The sequence below is a fragment of the Cobetia sp. MB87 genome, from assembly GCF_011319755.1.
GTDB lineage: Bacteria > Pseudomonadota > Gammaproteobacteria > Pseudomonadales > Halomonadaceae > Cobetia.
The window spans coordinates 50,347-67,901 of sequence record NZ_VFBC01000008.1; the positions used below are offsets into that span (position 1 = coordinate 50,347).

A 17,555-nucleotide genomic window follows, 5' to 3' on the forward strand; every position below is an offset into this window, starting at 1 on the left:
ACCATGACGCAGATGGACCCACAACAATAGCCAGGAGATGGCCTGATGATCTTGAAGAACGATGCTGGATTCGCTGCCAAGACACCTTCACTGACCGCGCGCGGAACGCGTTCTGCCTCGACTTCCACATCTGCGCTGCGCAAGCTGGCCGGTGCACTGATGATGGGGGGACTGGCACTGGCTGGCCTGACGCTTGGCGCCGCCCAGGTGCACGCCGCCGACACGCTCAAGGTCGGCATTTCCGCCGAACCTTACCCGCCCTTTACCTATACCTCCGCCAGCGGCGAGTGGACCGGCTTCGAAGTGGAGCTGGCCAACGCGATCTGTGACGCCATGCAACGTGAGTGCGAGATTACCCCCACAGGCTGGAGCGGCATCATTCCCTCGCTGAAGGCCGGTCGTATCGACATGATCATGAATTCGATGACCATCACCAAGGCCCGCGAGAAGGTCATCGATTTCAGCATTCCCTACTACAACTCGCCGGGTGCCTATGTCGCTTCCAAGGATCTCGATATCGAGATTCCCGAAGGGCTCGACGGCAAGATACTCGGCACCCAGGCCGCGACCACCCACGCCAACTTCGCCCGCAAGGCACTGAGAAGCACCGGCGTCGATGTGCGTCTGTATGACCAGCAGGAGCAGGTCAACAGTGACCTGCTGGCCGGGCGCGTGGACGTGATTCTGGCCGATGAGATCGCCATGAGTGCGCTGATCAAGCGCGACGAGGCCAGCAACTTCGAGATCAAGGCCACCACACCGCAACATGAGGCCTACGGGATCGGTGCCGGTATCGGGGTTCGCAAGGAGGATGGCGCGCTGAAGGATGCGCTCGATGGGGCCATCAAGCAGGTCTACGCGGACGGCACCTGCACGGCGCTCTCGAACAAGTACTTCGATACCGATGTCTGCCTGGGCTGATCGCGGCACGTTTCGCAGACCTGCCTTGCCTGCCTGAAAAGGTTGCCCACGCTCACGCGGTCGGATGCATGAGCGTGGGCACAGGCCTCATTACCTGACCCGACAAGGCCCATGACCATGACCCTTTTTCCTGAAGAAGGGCTCGCCGACTGGGCGAGCCCGATCCTGTCCGGTGCCGTCACCACTCTGCAGATCGCCTTTGCCGCCTATGCCATCGGACTGCTGCTCGGGCTGGTGGGGGCGGCGGCCAGGCTCAGCCCCTGGGCGCCGCTGCGCGCGCTGGCCACCAGCTATTCCACCGCCGTACGGGCCGTACCGGAGCTGTTGTTGATCATCCTGCTGTACTACGGCGGCTCCCAGGCGCTCACGGCGCTCATGAACGCGCTGGGTGTCGAAGGCCAGATCGAGATCAGCGGCTTCGTCACTGCCGTCGGTGTGCTGGCCTTCGTGCAGGGTGCCTACATGACCGAGGTCTTCCGCGGCGCCATCCTGGCCATTCCCAAGGGCCAGCTGGAAGCGGCCGATGCCTATGGCTTCTCGCCCATGGCACGTTTCCGCTACATCACGCTGCCAGGCATGCTGCCCAATGCACTGCCGGGCATGTCCAACCTGTGGCTGATCCTGATCAAGGACACTGCCTTGATCAGCGTCATCGGCTTCAGCGAGCTGTTCTTCACCGTGCAACAGGCGGCCGCCAGCACCCGTGCCTATTTCCTGTTCTACAGCGTGGCGGGATTGCTGTACCTGCTGATGACCTTGACCTCAAGCGCCGCCTTCAGCCGGCTGGAGCGCTACGTGCGCCGAGGCGAACCCGATATTTCAGCCCAGGAGGCGTGACATGGATTTCAGCTGGTTATCGGACCCCTACTACCAGGAATCGCTGTGGGAAGGGTTGATCAATACCCTGGTGCTGCTGGTGGTATCCGCCGTGCTGGGTTTCAGCCTGGCGATCGGCATGGCGATGGCGCGCATCAAGGGCCCCAGGCCTCTCGCCTGCCTGGCGGGCGGCGTGACCCTCGTGATGCGCGGCACGCCCTTGCTGGTGCAACTGTTCTTCTTCTATTACGGCATCGGCCGCCTGCTGGAAGGCGTCCCCGGCATTCGCGAGAGTCTGTTCTGGAGCATTCTGCGTGATCCCTTCTTCTACGCCACCCTGACCTTCACGCTCTCGGTGGGCGCCTACACGGGGGAGGTCCTGCGGGGGGCGCTGCTCAGCGTGCCACCGGGCGAGCGTGAAGCAGGCCGTGCCTTCGGCATGGGGCCGTTCCAGGTCTTCTTCCGTCTCTGGCTGCCGCGTGCCATCCAGCTGTGCCTGCCGACTCTGACCGGCGAGATCATCCTGCTGCTCAAGTCGGTGCCGCTGGTCTCGACGATCGCCATGATGGACCTGCTGCAGGTCGCCAACATCATTCGTGACGAGAACTTCCTCACCTATGAGCCGCTGCTGTTCATTGGCGCCATCTACCTGCTGCTGACCATCCTGCTGACCCTGTGCCTGCGCCAGGTGGAGCTCAACTTCCCGGGTGTCCGTGCCCAGGCACGCAGTGGTGGACTGCTCTCGCGTCTGCGTCAGCCAAGGACTGCGTAAAGCCGCTCGCCTCGGCCATCGCTGATCTCCTGCCAAGTACCCCTCGCACAGGCTATTCACGTCTGCATACAAAAACGCCGAGTCAGTCGACTCGGCGTTTTTGTATGCTTTCTGCGGGGTGCGCTTCTGGTCATTCGCATACTTTTCGGTATAGGCACTCCACGCCGGCTGCACAGCATGATAGACATCGTCTCTGATTCCATAGGGAATCAAATTGGCGCTTATTTGATGTGATATAGAATCATCTCTAGACCATTGGTGTAGCGACCTTGGGAGGGTGGTTGAAAATAATGTTAGTAATATCAGTAGGTTGTAAGGTGAATGGTGCTGGCATGGCGCTTGCTATCCACAGTGACAAGAGACGCGGTCAGCGGATTCATCTCGTCACTCACCAAAGGATATCGCCATGAGTATCGCCAGCTTCAAATCTGCCAATCGTCTGATCACCGGGCAACAAGCCTCGACTCGTCTTGCTGAGGAGGTCATGCGACTGGGCATGCATTCGCCGATGTTGGTCACCGACCCTGGTGTACTGGGGTCAGGAACACTGGAGCCGATCAAGGCTCAATTGGATGACCTCAAGTCCAGGGGGCACCTGACGGACTATCGCATCTTCAGTGATGTCAGCGCCGAACCTGAAGTGCATATCGTCGAGGACTGCATGAGCAGCTACCGCGAGGGGGGCTGCGATAGCCTGATCGCGGTAGGCGGTGGCAGTGCGATGGATATCGCCAAATGCGTGGCGGTGTATGCCACCCATGATGGTGATCTCGAGAGTCTGTTTGGCGAGAACAAGGCGCGTGTCCGCGGTGCGCCACTTATCGCCATGCCGACGACATCAGGCACCGGGTCCGAGGTGACCAACATCGGGATTCTGTCTGATACCGAAGCGAGGATGAAGAAAGGCATCGTCAATGACTACTTGCTGCCAGATGTTGCCATCGTTGCCCCGGAGCTGACGGTGAGCTGCCCCCGACATGTTACTGCCGCCAGCGGTGTCGATGCGCTCGTCCACGCCATCGAAGCCTATCTTTCCAATTTCGCCACGCCGATCACCGATGCACTGGCCATGAAGGCCATGCGCCTGATCATCAAGGCCTTGCCCAAGGCCTATGCCAATCCTGCCGATCTCAAGGCGCGTGAAGACATGGCGACTGGCAGCCTGCTCGCCGGGATGGCATTCGGCAATGCCGGTGTCGGGGCGGTGCACGCCTTGGCCTATCCATTGGGAGGGCGCTACCACCTGCCACATGGCGTGACCAATGCGCTGCTGTTGCCCCACGTGATGCGCTGGAATGCATTGGCTTGTGTCGAGCGCTTCCGGGACATTGCGGAGGCTCTCGATACACCACATCGCAAGCTGAAGGATGAAGCTACTGCCGAACTGGTCGTCGAGCGACTACATAAGCTATGTCGTGATGTGGACATCCCCAGCGGCCTGCGCCATTTCGACATCCCCGAAGAGGACATCCCCTCACTTGCGGCAGATGCCTTCAAGGTCGAGCGCCTGCTGCGCAACAATCCACGTCAGCTCAGCCAAGCCGATATCGAAAGTATCTATCGCGCGGCCTACTGAAGCGCTGAATCTCCTTTCTGAACAGCATCTCCACCACAGGTGAAGATGAATAACGATAACAACAGGAACGCCATCATGAGCCACTGGAAAACCCGCCAGCCCGGTGAGGAAAGCCCCTACTTCGCGTTGGGGCCCTTCAAAATTCGTCTTCCCTTCCTGCACTACCGTTTCGAGCTGCCCGACTACCTGCAAGGGCTGTTGATGTGCGCGGTGGATCTCGCCGCCATCCCGTTGATGACGGAGCTCCTGGGCATGCCGTTCGAGGCCGCACTGGCCATCGTGATGCTCAATGGTCTGCTGTATCTGGTTCACCACCTGCTGGGCGACCCTGTTATTCCCGGCTGGATCACGCCGGCCATTCCACTGTTGATGGCCTATGTGGCGACCTTCCCGGAGGGGGAGACGCGGGTGCATGCCTTGATTGCCTTCCAGCTGATGCTCGGGATACTGGCCATCGTGCTCGGGCGAACGGGGCTGGCCAGCAAGGTGGTCAACATGATCCCCTCGGCGATCAAGGCTGGCATCATCATGGGCGCGGGGTTGGCCGCAATCAGCGTGGTCTTCAAGGAAGGCGGGCGTTTCGACACCTATCCCATCACCATCAGCATCGCGGTAGGTCTGGCTTTCTACATCATCTTCTCGCGTCATTTCGCCAAGCTGAAGACCACGAATCCTTTCTGGAGCAATCTCGGCAAGCTGGGCATCTTCCCGATCATCCTGCTGGCGATCGTCGTCGCTCCGCTGGTGGGCGAGGCCGCATGGCCTGATGTGCAGTGGGGCTTCAGCCAACCTGATTTCGTGACCATGTTCAGCCAGTACACTGTCTTCGGTGTCGGCTTGCCGCCGCTGTCGATGTTCCTGACGGCGCTGCCGACCGTGCTGGCTGCCTATATCGTGCTGTTCGGCGATGTTCTGCAGTCCAAGGCACTGGTCGAGGAAGCTGATGAGTCCCGTCCCGACGAGAAGATCGACTACGATGCCAACCGTGCACACATGATCTTCGGCGGGCGCAATACACTGATGAGTCTCTTCGGCCCGGACGTCACCATGTGTGGCCCGCTGTGGGCTGCCATGCAGGTGGTAGTGGTCGAACGCTACAAGGAAGGCAAGCAGGCGATGCATTCGCTGTTCGGTGGCTCGGGCTCATTCCGCTGGGGCACCAACACCGGTCTGCTGCTGTTGCCCATCGTCAGTCTGGTCCAGCCCATCCTGGGGATAGCATTGGCACTGACGCTGTTGATCCAGGGCTATGTCAGCGTGCGCTTGGGCATTCTGGAAGCGCGTAGCCAGCGCGACTTGGGCATTGCCGGGGTGATCGCCGCCGTACTGGTCATCAAGGGGGCTGCCTGGGCCTTCGGGATCGGCATTGCGCTGTGTCTGCTGATCTACGGCAAGCGCTTCTTCTCCGGCGAGATCGATGAGACCTTCAGTCGTGATATCGGCAAGTCAGATATCGCGCCGGCCGACAGCAAGACAGCAAGCCTGTCCTCGACAGGTGCCGCTTCGACAGACTCCCCGACGTCCTCGCATTGACGTATCGTGACCCCATGTCCCCCCGCCGCCTGAGCGCGCGGGGGTTTCTGCCGGGGGAGTCGTCAATGCAGAACGTGGAGCAGGATCTCAGGCTTGAAGCAGCGCTGGCGTTGCTGGAGCGCCAGTCACTGGAGGCCGTCAAGGTCATCGATACACGTGGTGAGGTTATCGGTGTCTTGACGCGTCAGGAGGTGGAGTCCGCCGCGGAACTCAAGGAACGCCTCGCGCTCTCAAATCAGCGGGGCAGCTCAACCGGGAAGAATGCCACGGAGGTTAGCGCGGATCCGGCGTCTGATCTGCTGGCTCAGGTACCGACCCAGCGTTTGCTGGATGCCCTGCATGACGGTGTCTATATCACCGATGGGCGTGGCGTGACCGTCGCCATCAATCAGGCCTATGAGCGTATTACCGGGCTCAAGCGCAGTGACGTGCTGGGGCATCACATGCAGGAGCTGGTGCGCCGGGGGTATATCTCCAAGTCGGTGTCATTGGAGGTCATCCGTGACGGCAAGCCCGTCACCCTCGTGCAGAGTCTGCGCGATGGCCGCAAGATATTGGTCAGCGGTCTCCCGATGCTGGCCCACGACGGCACATTGAGCCATGTGGTTACCAGCGTGCGCGATATCACCGAGCTGCTGCGCGCCAAGCATGCGCAGGAGCAGTTGCGCCAACTGCACTCCCTGCATGATACCTACAGCGTCAGCTCCGGGACGGATGAACAGTCGCTGGAGCTGGTGACTAGTGACGCTACCGCCGACTGTTTCGCGTTGGCGGAACGCGTGGCTGCCACTGATGTGAAGGTGTTGATTCAGGGCGAGACGGGAACGGGCAAGACGCTGCTGGCCCGCTATCTTCACGAGCACAGCACGCGTGCCGAGGGGGTATTCCTTGAGCTCAACTGTGCTGCCTTGCCGGAAGGGCTGCTGGAAGCCGAGTTGTTCGGCTATGCGCCTGGCGCGTTCACCGGTGCAAACGCACGTGGCAAGCAGGGGCTTCTGGACGTCGCCAATGGTGGCACGCTCTTCCTGGATGAGATCGGTGATCTGCCGCTTTCATTGCAGGCCAAGTTGTTGAAGGTCGTCGAAGAGCAGCGTTTCATGCCTGTCGGCGGGACAGAGCTTCGCCGCACCAACGTCCGTCTGCTGACCGCCTCACATCATGATTTGGCTGCTCGGGTGAAGGAGGGGCGCTTCCGGGAAGACCTCTACTATCGCCTGAGTGTCGTGCCCATCACGCTGCCACCATTGCGTGAGCGGCGCAGCGAAGTGATCCCGCTGCTGCATCATTACCTCCGCCATTTCTGTCAACGTCATGCACTGGCCCGGCGCCTTGACCCTGAAGTGCTCGAGCTACTGGGCAGCCATGCATGGCCCGGTAATATTCGTGAGTTGATCAATCTGGTGGAGCGCCTCGTGGTGACCACCACCAGCGAGGTGATCACATCCGATGTCCTGCCGGCAGAGTATCTTGCGGCGCATGCCAGTTCAGGGTGGGATGATTCGATGATGCTCGGCGCGATAACCGCCCCGGGGGATGGTTCATCGGAGTGCACGCTGAAGGAACATACCGAAGCTCTGGAGCGGCGCTTGATCGAGCAAGCCCTGAAGAAGCATCGCACCACTCGTGCTGCGGCGGCATCGCTGGGGATCAACCAGTCGACGCTGGTCAAGAAGATGCAGAAGTTCACTCACACGCCCTGAAGCCGGCAGAGCTGTTCGGGCCTTTACTCATCCTCGACCCTCGACCCTCGCTTTTCGCCTCTTCAATCCTCCCTAGATGAGCGTGTACCCGCTTTCCTTTCACAGCTTGTCCCTCAGGCACCAAAACCTCCCAGCTCTCTAACTGCCCCCGAAGTCAGCAAGCTTTCTAACTGGCACCGAAACCTGCCAGCTCTCTAACTTGCCCCGAAACCCGCGATGAAGACGCGCACGCAGCGCCTGACATGGGGGCGGAGTTGTTCGGGACTTGCGGTGTCGGGTGGGCAGCCGAGCAGGGCGTCGACATGCAGCGGGTTGAGCAGCATGCCGGTAAGCAGGTTGGCGGCGGCCAGTGGTTCCTGGCCGAGGCCGGTGGACGGCAGGTGGCCCTGGGCGACCTGACGCGACAGATAGCCTGCCAGGCGCTGTCGGGTCAGCTTGGGACCGTTGTCGAGGAACAGCTTGCCGAGCTCTGGATTGCGGCCGCTCTCGAAGGCGAGGCCACGGAACAGGCGGATCAGTTCGGGCGCGAGGGCCAGCGCCAGCATCGCCATGCCGAAGTCTTCCAGCGCTTCCTCGACGCTGCGTGCCTCGTTGGCTTCGTGGTCCATCACCGACCACACCGTCTGCGCTTCCTGCTGCATCACGGCCAGAAACAGGCCGTCCTTGTTGCCGAAATTACGATACAGCGTTGCCAGGGACCCGCCGGCCTGACGGGCGATCTCATTGATGCTGGTCGCGGCAAAGCCATGTTCGAGGAAATGTTCGCGCGCGACTTCCAGCTGGCGTTTGCGGCGTGCCTCCCCGCGCGGTGAGGCGCGAGTCGCGGTGCTTCCCGAGTCAGGGCCGGTCTCTGATGAGGGTGAATCAGTCATGTGAGTGTCCTGTCTGTGATTCGGAAAACCGCCTGAAACAGGCAAGGTTGCGATATTGCGAACGAGAGACGCTGTCTGCCGAAACTGTTGGGGCTGCCTCAATGAAGTGTAGTATTCATTACACTTTGTGGCGATGCAAGATGACAGCCGCGGCCCGAGCGCTCGCAAAAGCCGTGGCCGCCTCATCCGCAGCGTCAGACAGATTACACGCCTGTCACCGACAGGCAGCAAGAGAGAGTCGCCGAATGAACAAGGCAGGCAAGGGTGTCGTGGCACTCATCGTGGTGGCGGGCGTGATCGCTGGCGGAGTGATGGGAGCCGAATGGTGGCAGGTCGGGCGCTTCATGCAGGAAACCGACAACGCCTATGTGCGTACCGACAGCGTCGCGGTGCGCTCCGAGATCACCGCGCGGGTGACGCGCATGCTGGTGCATGACAACCAGCCGGTGAAGAAGGGGCAGTTGCTGGTGCAGCTGGATGAAGAAGATGCCAGGGCCAATCTGGATCAGGCCAGTGCCGCGCTGGACAACGCGCGTACCGGGGAAGTCCAGGCCGAGCGTCAGCTGGACCTGCAAGACGCGAAGATCGACGAGGCCAAGGCCGCGCTGGCCTCGGCCAAGGCTGAACGCGATCAGGCGGCGCTGCATCTCAAGCGCTCCAGAAGTCTGGAGAGCCGCAGCTACGCCTCGCGTCAGTCCTATGAGGATGATCAGGTCACCCTGCGCACCGCCGACGCCAAGGTGGCGCAGCAGAACGCGGCACTGGCGTCCGCGCGTCAGCAGCTGGAAGTCTACAAGGCGCAGCTGGAGTCGGCGCGTGCCCAGGTGGTGTCAGCGGCGGCGGATCTTGCCTACGCGCGCCACCAGTTGGAGAAGACCTCGATCTACGCGCCTCAGGACGGCGTGGTCGGCAATCGCAGTGTCGAGGTGGGCACCATGGCCAGCGCGTCGTTGACCCTGATGCAGCTGGTGCCGGTGAAAAGTGCCTATGTGGTGGCCAACTACAAGGAAACCCAGACCGAGCGCATGCGCGTCGGCCAGCCGGTCAGTCTCGAGGTGGATGCCTACCCGGACATCGAGTTTGAGGGCGTGGTGGATAGCCTGGCGCCGGCGACCGGTACCGAGTTCAGCCTGCTGCCGACGGACAATGCCACCGGCAACTTCAACAAGATCGTCCAGCGTGTACCGGTGCGCATTCGCCTGACCGGCCCTGAGGATGCGTTGCCGCGTCTACGCGCTGGCCTGTCGGTCATCCCCAGCGTCGATACGCGTGAACTGCCGGACACCGGTACCTATGCCGTCGATGCCCTCTCCAGGGATACCATCGCCGACGACGTCATCGCGCCCGATGTCGCACAGGTCGCTGGCGCTGATCGCGGAGCACAGTAAGCATGGCCGAAGCAACGCAGGCACCAGCGGGCGCCGCCAGTGACATGCCGACACGCCGCCAGCAGATCGGCTTCGTGGCCGCGGTGTTCGGCATGTTCATGGCGATTCTGGATATCCAGATCGTGTCCAGCTCGCTCAATGAGCTGCAGGCGGGCCTGGCCGCCAGTCAGGACCAGATCTCCTGGGTGCAGACCAGCTATCTGATCGCCGAGATCGTGATGATTCCGCTGTCCGGCATGCTGGCGCGCATCTTCTCGACGCGGCTGGTGCTGACCGTCTCGGCGCTGGGCTTCACGCTGGCGAGTCTAGGCTGTGCGCTCTCGACCTCGCTGGAAGCCCTGATCGTGCTGCGTGCGGTCCAGGGCTTCATGGGCGGGGCGATGATTCCGCTGACCCAGGCGGCCAGTTTCTCGATCTTCCCGCGCCGCATGATGGGCAGCATCCAGGCAGTCATCGGCCTGGTGGCGACCATGGCGCCCTCCATCGGGCCCTCCGTCGGCGGCTACATCACCGAATACATGAGCTGGCATTGGCTGTTTCTGGTCAATCTGGTGCCGGGCATCATCGTGGCGGCGCTGGTGTGGCGCAATCTGGAGATCGACAGCGGCGACCGCGGCCTGCTCAGCCGTCTGGATACGCCGGGCCTGGCGCTGATGGCGGTCTTTCTCGGCAGCCTCGAATTCGTGCTCGAGGAGGGGCCCGGCGATGACTGGTTCGCCAGTTCGCTGATCCTGTTCTGGAGTGTGGTATGTGCCATCGCGGCGGTCGGCTTCTTCTGGCGCGTGCTGACGACCGCGAATCCCATCGTCGACCTGCGGGTGTTCAGGGACCGCAACTTCGCGCTGGGGGCTATCATCGGCTTCTGGATCGGCGTGGTGCTCTATGGGCTGGTCTATCTGGTGCCGCTGTTTCTCGGCTCGATTTCCGGCTTCTCCAGCGTGCAGATCGGGCAGGTGATGTTCGTCAGCGGCGTGGTGATGTTCCTGATGGCGCCGGTGGCGGGCAAGCTTTCCGACCGCATCGACCTGCGCCTGATGCTGTGCATCGGCCTGGTGCTGACCGGTCTAGGCACCGGCATGAACGTGCACCTGACCTCGGACTCGGGCTTCGATGACTTCTTCTGGCCGCAGGTGATCCGCGGCGCGGGCCAGATCATGGTGCTGCTGTCGGTCTCCCGGCTGGCGATGGGACGTCTGGCGCCCCATGAGATAGGCAACGGCAGTGGCCTGTTCAACGTGATGCGCAACCTGGGCGGCGCGGTGGGACTGGCGCTGATCGACACCATCCGCGAGCTGCGTGAGGACTATCACTGGAACCAGATGATCGGGGCCATCGACCAGAGCCGCCAGGTGGTGATCGATCAGCTGGCAAGCTATCAGTCGACCTTCGCGGGGCTGGCTGATCCGTGGCAGGCCGGTGTGCAGATGATCGCCCAGCGCATCAGCCTCCAGGCCGAGGTGCTGGCCTTCGACAATATCTTCCTGTGGCTGGGCGCGGTCTATGTGGTGGGCAGTGTCGTGGTGATCGCCTTCCGTCGGCCGGAGAGTGAGGGCAGTAACGAAGGCGGGGCTCACTAGTGTGGCGTCACAGTCGCACCGACCAACGACAAGACCCGCCTTGATGGCGGGTCTTGTCGTTTCAGCATGCGGGTGACAGCGTCTCACCAGCCCCAGAACATCAGGTACCAGATGCCCAGCGCGGGCAGGCATGCCAGCGCGACACTCGCGGTGCCGATCAGCCGTGAGGCGTTGCCGGCGAGCAGGCCGCCGTTGCGCTGCTCGCTACTGTGCTGCTCGCCACTATGCTGCTCACCGGTGATGCGCCAGGCCAGCCGCAGGCCCCACAGGCAGGCCAGCGCCAGCAGGGTGGCGCGCAGATCATTGGCCCAGGTGAGGTTGATGCCGTCACCGCGCAGCAGCGTCATGGTGGTGGCGGAGAGGCCGAGGAACACGCCCAGCCCGCCCAGCGGAATCAGGCTCAGCGAGAGATGCCACAGGCGTGACAGCGTCGCCTTGCCACCCATCAGCCAGTTGCCCAGCAGCAGCGGCAGGCTGGTGAGCGCGCCCAGCAGACCGCCACCGACCACGATCCACAGCGTGATCAGGCTGCCATCGAGCAGATTGAAGACATCGTTGTGCTCGGGATAGTTGGTCAGGATCCATGTCGGCAGCGTGGTGGTCAGCGGCCACATCAGATCGTGCTCGATCAGCCAGACCGCCAGTTGCTGCTTGAGGGCGACGAACCACGGGCTGGCGCTCCAGCTGAAGGCACCGATGGCGATGCCGAGCAGGCCGAACACCAGCACCGAGTAGTGGGTGAAGCGCACCGGCTGCGGCGGCTCGACCAGTTCCACCCCCGGCGCACGCCACTCCAGCTGCATCGCGTCCTTGTAGCCGCTGCAGCGTCCACAGACATGGCAGTCACCGGCACTGTCGAGCTGCTTGAGCGGAATCAGCGGTGCGCAGTCAGGGGCGTGCATGCGTACCGCGTTGCCCTGGCGGACAGCCTGATTGTGGGCGTTCCATCGCGCCTGGTCGGTACGGAAGTGGGTCGGTGACAGGCGCGCCAGCAGATTGAAGACGCCATTCACCGGACACAGCTGACGGCACCAGACGCGGGTGCCCTTGCCGTAGATCAGCCCGACCACGATCGCGGCCACCGTCGAGCCGCCCAGTACCACCAGTGCGCCCAGCGGGTACTGATAGACGCTGGCCAGCTGGCCATAGAGCGTGGTGCCGAGGAAGGCCACGAAGGGCCAGCCGCCCCAGCGCATCCAGCCGGGAATCGGTCGTCCGAGGCCGATGCGGCTGGCGGCTTCGGTCAGGGTGCCTTCGGGGCAGAAGACACCGCACCACACGCGACCCATCAGCACCATGCTGATCAGCACGAAGGGCCACCATAGCCCCCAGAACACGAACTCGGCGAACACCGTCAGGTTGGTGAGGATATGCGCCTGGTAATCCGGCAGCGGCAACAGGGCCGGCACCACCAGCAGAAAGGCATAGATGCCGACCACCAGCCATTGCACCAGCTGGATCAGGCCACGCCGCTGCTGCATTGCCTGACCGAAGCGCGCGATGCGTGTGGCTTGACGGCCAGGCGAGGTGCCGCCATCACTGGCGATGAGGTTGGCGATGTCGCCGTGGGGGCTGGAACCGCAATTGGCCATGGCTGTCGTCTCTCCTGGCTGGCAGATCGCGTGAACAGGACTCAGCTGCGCGCGCGGGCAGTGAGCTGGCGGCGCTGGACCACGCGCTCCATCTTGCGTTGACGCTTCATGAGGCTTGCGACGATGACCCAGTAGCCCAGATAGCCGATCACCATCGTCGTGGCAGGCCAGGCGCGATAGCCGGCGAAGGTCGCCAGCAGTCCGCCGAGGCCGCTGCCATCATCGAGCAGCCAGCTGGAATCCCACAGCGGGTCGAGGCCTGCCGGTAGATAGCCGAGGCCGATCAGCTGCTCGAGGCCCGACATCAGCAGTGACGCCGCCAGCAACAACAAAAGGATTTCGGTCACGCGGAAGAACAGCTTCCACGAGAACAGGCGTGAACCGAGCTGCAGCGCCATGAAGGTCGCCACCGCGAGGGCGAAGCCGAGGCCCGCAGCGAGCGAGAAGCTGGCGATGCCGCCGGATTGCAGGCTGGCGGCGCCCATGCCGTAGAGGAAGACGACGGTTTCCGCGCCTTCACGCGCCACGGCGATGGCGACCAGCGTCGCCACACCCCAGTAGCTGCCGGAGGAGACGGCGCTGGCCAGTCCGCTCTCCAGCTCTGCCTTGAGCGTGCGGCCCTTGGTGCGCATCCACAGCACCATCTGGGTGATCAACAGACAGGCGGTCAGCACCAGTACGGCCTGGAAGACCTCCTGCGCGGTACCGGTCAGCCAGGTGTTGGCACCCATCAGCGCCGCCCCCATCAGGCCGGCCAGCACCAGGCCGGCGACGACCCCGCCCCACAGGTAGCGCAGGCCCGCGCGGGTGCCGGACTGCACCAGCCAGGCGTGCATGATGCCGATGACGAGAATGGCTTCGACGCTTTCACGCCAGACGATAAACAGGATCTGATCAAACATGCGGACTCTCTTCTACTGACGTTCGGTGCGCGCCATCGATGACGAAAAAGGTGTCATTGGCACAGGGTGTGCCGAGCTTATTCGGCGACGACCTTGCCACGCGCGTCCGGCAGGTGGAAATCATCGAAGAAGTCATAGCTCCCCGCGCGCAGCGGATGAATGACGACGAACGACTTCACGCCCGGCGCCAGCACCTTCTCCTTGCGCAGGGAGTTGCTCTCGAATTCGGCCGGCGTATTGCCCGCGTTATGCAACTGGATGACGAATTTCTCGCCCGCCTTCACCTCAAGGACCTCAGGGATGAGCTTGCCGTTGTCGAGGGTCAGGTCGTAGGACGGCATGTCGCTGGCGGCCGCCGGCCGAGGCAGCAGGGCCACGAGCAACAGGGCGAGCGCGGGCAGCAGGGCGCTTGCTCGATGGGGCAGGCGAGAGGGCAAGAGGGAGGGCAAGTGAGAGGTCAGGCGCATGGGACACTCCGGACGATGAGGAAAAGCGCACACTGACACCAGCACAAGGCGCTGGTGGTAGAGCGACCAATGGCCGCGAGTGCAGGTCAGCACAGGCGGCCATCGAAGGAGCAAGCGGCAATGGCCGCCTCACGGGATGCAGATATTCAGGGTCATGCAGCAAGGGCAGAGCGGCGCTCAGTAGCCGCCTTTCTTGCCGACACCGGCATAGACGAAGTCGTAGTCGGTGGTGATGGTCTGCGGCCACTCGGCGACGCCGGTTTCCTTGTCGATATGACGCGGCATGTCCGGATGCTGGATCTCGAAGGTCAGGTGGTACTTGCCCGGGCCATCCAGCTTGACGTTCTTGCCGTAGTGGGTGCCGTCATTGGCGATCATCGGTACCAGCTCGCCTTCGATCGGCGCCTCGCCACCCTGCTTGGTCAGGGTGTAGTGAATGCCGAGATAGGGGATCCAGTCGCCCGGCGCGAAGCCGTTGTCGTTTTCCATCAGCGCGTGGATATCGGCTTCCAGGTGGATATCGGCCTGGTTGGCAGGCAGCTTGCCGGCCGGAGCCATCACCACCGGCTGCAGGTAGACCGCAGCGATTTCCATGCCGCCTTCCTTGACCGGTGTGCCGATCGGGTATTCCAGTGCCGAGGCCTGGCCCGCCACGAACGTTGCCGCCAGGCTCAGGGCGAGCAGGGAAGGCTTGAGCGCGCGGGGCAGAGCAGTGGTGAAGGAGTGACGCTGTGGCATCGGGGGGACTCGCAATGATGGGAAGTGGAGCTTCATTATCCCGATAAGCCTAAATATAACCATTCTCATCCCTGCGCCGCTTGCGTTGCTCATCTTGCAACGGGACGTTGTATGAGTATGAGTATTTTCTCAAGTAACAGGGGTAGGGGGGCTGACCTGGCGGGGGCGCCGAGCAGATCGCGGTTTTCTTGCAACTACCTCGCGACTGGCTCACGACTGCCTCGCGACTTTCTCGCGCCATCTGGTCGGGTCATCTGGTCTGGCGCGCTGCCATGCGGCATGCTGCGCGACATGACGACTCCTCCTTCAGATTCATCTTCTCGCATTGATCTGCCCGGCCTCGAGGCGTGGTGCCGAACGCTGCATCAACATCTGCTCGCGCGCCGTCAGCGTGCCTGTCTGTGGATCAGTGGCGATGACCCCTCTGGCGCCGCGCAGGCGATCTGTGAGCGCTGGCCGTCGCATGAGCCTGCCCCGTTGTGGCTGGGGACAGGAGAAGCCTTGTCGACACCGGGCGCGACGCCCATACGTGCGTTGGCGATGGCCAAGGCCGCCACCCAGCTGGGGGGTGAGCAGGCACTGGTCATCTTCGATGCGGCGCAGCCGGCGTCTGGCTTCGACCCGGATGCCTTCGGCGCCGTGGCCGGTACCCTGCAGGCGGGTGGCCTGCTGGTACTGATGACGCCTGCCGCCTGGGCCGCGGCAGACCCTGCGCCAGTACCGGATGGCGATCATGCGCGTCTGGCCCATTGGCCCTTCGAGCGGCAGCAGCTGACGACGCGCTATCTGGCGCGGCTGGCACGTCGACTGACGTCGCATGCCAGTGTGCTGCACTGGCCGCAGGGCGGAACCTTGCCGGCGCCGTCGCCGTCGCTGGATAGCGGCAATCAGGCGGCGCGATCAGGCGCCATCGCCGACCGCGACTGCCTGACGCAGGACCAGGCCGCCAGCGTGGCTGCGCTGGAGGCATTGGCGCCTGCGCGGCCTGTGGTGATCAGTGCCGATCGCGGGCGTGGCAAGAGTGGCGCGCTGGGCATCGCGGCGGCGCGCTGTCTGGCGGCGGGGGAGGATGTCTGGCTGACGGCGCCACGCCCTGCGGCGGTCAGCGCGGTCTTCGAACGCCTGGCGGTCCTGCTGCCCCGTGGGCAGCGCGAGGGCAATGTCTTTCGCTTGCCGGCTGGGCAGGCGGAGGACGGCACGGCTTCTGGCAGCGAACTGCGCTTTCTGGCGCCAGATGCCATCGAGGCAGCTCGCCTCGCCTGCCACGATGCGACGCTGCCGCGGCTGTTCGTCGATGAAGCCGCCGCCATTCCCACGCCATTGCTGAAGGGCTATCTGGTGCATTTTCCGCGCATCGCCTTCGCCACCACCGTGCATGGCTACGAAGGCACCGGGCGCGGCTTCCAGCTGCGGTTTCGTCATCATCTCGAGCGCCAGTGTCCCGGCTGGCAGGCGCTGGAGATGACGACGCCCGTGCGCTGGGCGCCCGGCGATCCGCTGGAGACGTTGACCGATGACCTGCTGCTGCTCTCGGCGCAGCCGCCTGAGCTTGGCGCGCTGGCGGATACCGCCAGGCAGTCCATCGAACCGTGGTTAGCCCGCAGTGAGGTCGTCCTGTTGCAGCGTGACTCTCTGGCGCGTGACGAGGCGGCGTTGCGGCAGCTGTTCGGCCTGCTGGTGCAGGCGCATTACCGCACCACACCGGCGGACCTGCGCCAGCTGCTCGATACACCGGGGCTCACGTTGATGGCGATTCGTCAGCGTGATGCCACGACTGGGAGTGATGCCTGGCTGGGGGTGGTGGCCGCCGTCGAGGAGGGCGGCTTCCCGACGCCCCTGGCGCATGACATCTGGTGCGGCAAGCGGCGTCCGCGCGGGCACCTGCTGGCACAGTCGCTGGCAGCGCATGCAGGTCACCAGGGCGCCGCCGAAGCCCGCTGGTGGCGGGTACTGCGTATTGCGGTGCATCCTGCACTGTGGCGGCGTGGTCAGGGAGCGCGCTTGCTCCAGGCGCTCGAGCAGCAGGCGCTGGCGGCAGGCGTCACGCGACTCGGCACCAGCTTCGGGGCCGAGGCCGATCTGGTCGCCTTCTGGCTGGCGCAGGGCTTCGTGCCGCTACGCATGGGCCTCAAGCGCGATGCCGCCAGTGGCGAGCACGCGGTGATGATGGGCAAGGCCATCGGCGAGAGCGGGAGTGGTCAATCAGCGCCGCGCGGGAAGTTTGCACAGGATGCCTTGCTCGGCGCGCTGCAGCAGGACTTCCAGCGCCTGCTGCCCAGCCTGCTCAAGCATGAGCTGCACGGCTTGCCGCCCCTCTTGGCCGACAGGCTGCGGCAGCGAGGATGTGAGGCTGGCCTGGCCACGCTGACGCCAGCCGCATGCACGCAGCGACTGGACTGGTATCGCCGTGGTGGCGGGGGGCTGGCGCTGGTACGGCCGTGGCTCGAGACAGCACTCGAGGCCTGTGAGTCTTCACGACTCGATGAGGCGTCACGTCACGGGCTGGTGCTGGCACTGGGCGGACAGGATGCGCCTGCCTTCGTCAGCTGGGCCGAGGGGCAGGGCCTCGTGGGCCGCAAGGCGCGCGATCGCTGGTGCCGTGCGGCCGCTGGGCGCCTGATCGAAAAGCGCGAATGACAAGGCCAGCGCGGCCGGGGGCTGCTCAGAGGCCCGGAATGCCGATCGGGCCGGGCATGTCAGG

Annotated in this window: 14 protein-coding genes; 9 read left to right on the forward strand and 5 right to left on the reverse strand. The window is 63.6% G+C overall.

Annotation, left to right across the window (positions count from 1 at the left end):
• The first annotated feature begins 45 nt into the window (after positions 1-45).
• The 6 genes from CDPAHKCJ_RS09715 to CDPAHKCJ_RS09740 all read left to right on the forward strand — a co-directional run bounded on the left by CDPAHKCJ_RS09715 (position 46) and on the right by CDPAHKCJ_RS09740 (position 7,318).
• Positions 46-921, forward strand: coding sequence for a transporter substrate-binding domain-containing protein (locus CDPAHKCJ_RS09715; RefSeq protein WP_240916749.1), 876 nt, complete (start codon positions 46-48; stop codon positions 919-921).
• Between the two features lie 117 nt (positions 922-1,038).
• Positions 1,039-1,758 (forward strand): ABC transporter permease subunit, encoded by a 720-nt coding sequence (locus CDPAHKCJ_RS09720; protein WP_166019635.1) that lies wholly within the window; start codon positions 1,039-1,041, stop codon positions 1,756-1,758.
• 1 nt (position 1,759) lies between these two features.
• Positions 1,760-2,509, forward strand: coding sequence for an ABC transporter permease subunit (locus CDPAHKCJ_RS09725; RefSeq protein ID WP_166019636.1), 750 nt, complete (start codon positions 1,760-1,762; stop codon positions 2,507-2,509).
• A gap of 406 nt (positions 2,510-2,915) precedes the next feature.
• Positions 2,916-4,085, forward strand: coding sequence for an iron-containing alcohol dehydrogenase (locus tag CDPAHKCJ_RS09730; RefSeq protein WP_166019637.1), 1,170 nt, complete (start codon positions 2,916-2,918; stop codon positions 4,083-4,085).
• Between the two features lie 75 nt (positions 4,086-4,160).
• Positions 4,161-5,618, forward strand: coding sequence for a hypothetical protein (locus CDPAHKCJ_RS09735; RefSeq protein WP_166019638.1), 1,458 nt, complete (start codon positions 4,161-4,163; stop codon positions 5,616-5,618).
• A 65-nt stretch (positions 5,619-5,683) separates the two neighbouring features.
• A complete protein-coding gene (locus tag CDPAHKCJ_RS09740) occupies positions 5,684-7,318 on the forward strand; it encodes a sigma 54-interacting transcriptional regulator (protein WP_166019639.1) in 1,635 nt (544 codons plus the stop codon).
• Between the two features lie 194 nt (positions 7,319-7,512).
• On the opposite strand, the gene CDPAHKCJ_RS09745 is transcribed toward CDPAHKCJ_RS09740, so the two are convergent.
• On the reverse strand, positions 7,513-8,190 hold the full coding sequence (locus CDPAHKCJ_RS09745; protein ID WP_166019640.1) for a TetR/AcrR family transcriptional regulator: 678 nt from the start codon (positions 8,188-8,190) through the stop codon (positions 7,513-7,515).
• Positions 8,191-8,435: 245 nt separating this feature from the next.
• On the opposite strand from CDPAHKCJ_RS09745, the gene CDPAHKCJ_RS09750 reads away from it, so the two are divergent.
• Both CDPAHKCJ_RS09750 and CDPAHKCJ_RS09755 read left to right on the forward strand, forming a co-directional pair.
• On the forward strand, positions 8,436-9,578 hold the full coding sequence (locus CDPAHKCJ_RS09750; protein WP_166019641.1) for an HlyD family secretion protein: 1,143 nt from the start codon (positions 8,436-8,438) through the stop codon (positions 9,576-9,578).
• A 2-nt stretch (positions 9,579-9,580) separates the two neighbouring features.
• Positions 9,581-11,155: a DHA2 family efflux MFS transporter permease subunit gene (locus tag CDPAHKCJ_RS09755; RefSeq protein WP_166019642.1), complete on the forward strand. Its 1,575-nt coding sequence runs from the start codon at positions 9,581-9,583 to the stop codon at positions 11,153-11,155.
• 83 nt (positions 11,156-11,238) lie between these two features.
• Here CDPAHKCJ_RS09755 and CDPAHKCJ_RS09760 read toward each other — a convergent pair whose 3' ends face one another.
• The 4 genes from CDPAHKCJ_RS09760 to CDPAHKCJ_RS09775 form a co-directional block, all read right to left on the reverse strand.
• Positions 11,239-12,747, reverse strand: a complete 1,509-nt coding sequence (locus tag CDPAHKCJ_RS09760) for a 4Fe-4S binding protein (protein ID WP_166019643.1) — start codon at positions 12,745-12,747, stop codon at positions 11,239-11,241.
• Between the two features lie 41 nt (positions 12,748-12,788).
• Complete coding sequence (locus CDPAHKCJ_RS09765) at positions 12,789-13,649, reverse strand: FTR1 family protein (RefSeq protein WP_166019644.1); 861 nt, start codon at positions 13,647-13,649, stop codon at positions 12,789-12,791.
• Between the two features lie 77 nt (positions 13,650-13,726).
• Positions 13,727-14,116 carry a cupredoxin domain-containing protein gene (locus CDPAHKCJ_RS09770; RefSeq protein ID WP_166019645.1) on the reverse strand — a complete coding sequence of 130 codons (390 nt, stop codon included), beginning with the start codon at positions 14,114-14,116 and terminating at the stop codon, positions 13,727-13,729.
• A 177-nt stretch (positions 14,117-14,293) separates the two neighbouring features.
• Positions 14,294-14,854, reverse strand: a complete 561-nt coding sequence (locus tag CDPAHKCJ_RS09775; RefSeq protein WP_166019646.1) for an iron transporter — start codon at positions 14,852-14,854, stop codon at positions 14,294-14,296.
• 291 nt (positions 14,855-15,145) lie between these two features.
• On the opposite strand from CDPAHKCJ_RS09775, the gene CDPAHKCJ_RS09780 reads away from it, so the two are divergent.
• Entirely contained in the window at positions 15,146-17,491 is a 2,346-nt protein-coding gene (locus CDPAHKCJ_RS09780) for a GNAT family N-acetyltransferase (RefSeq protein ID WP_166019647.1), read from the forward strand.
• The last annotated feature ends 64 nt before the right edge of the window (positions 17,492-17,555 follow it).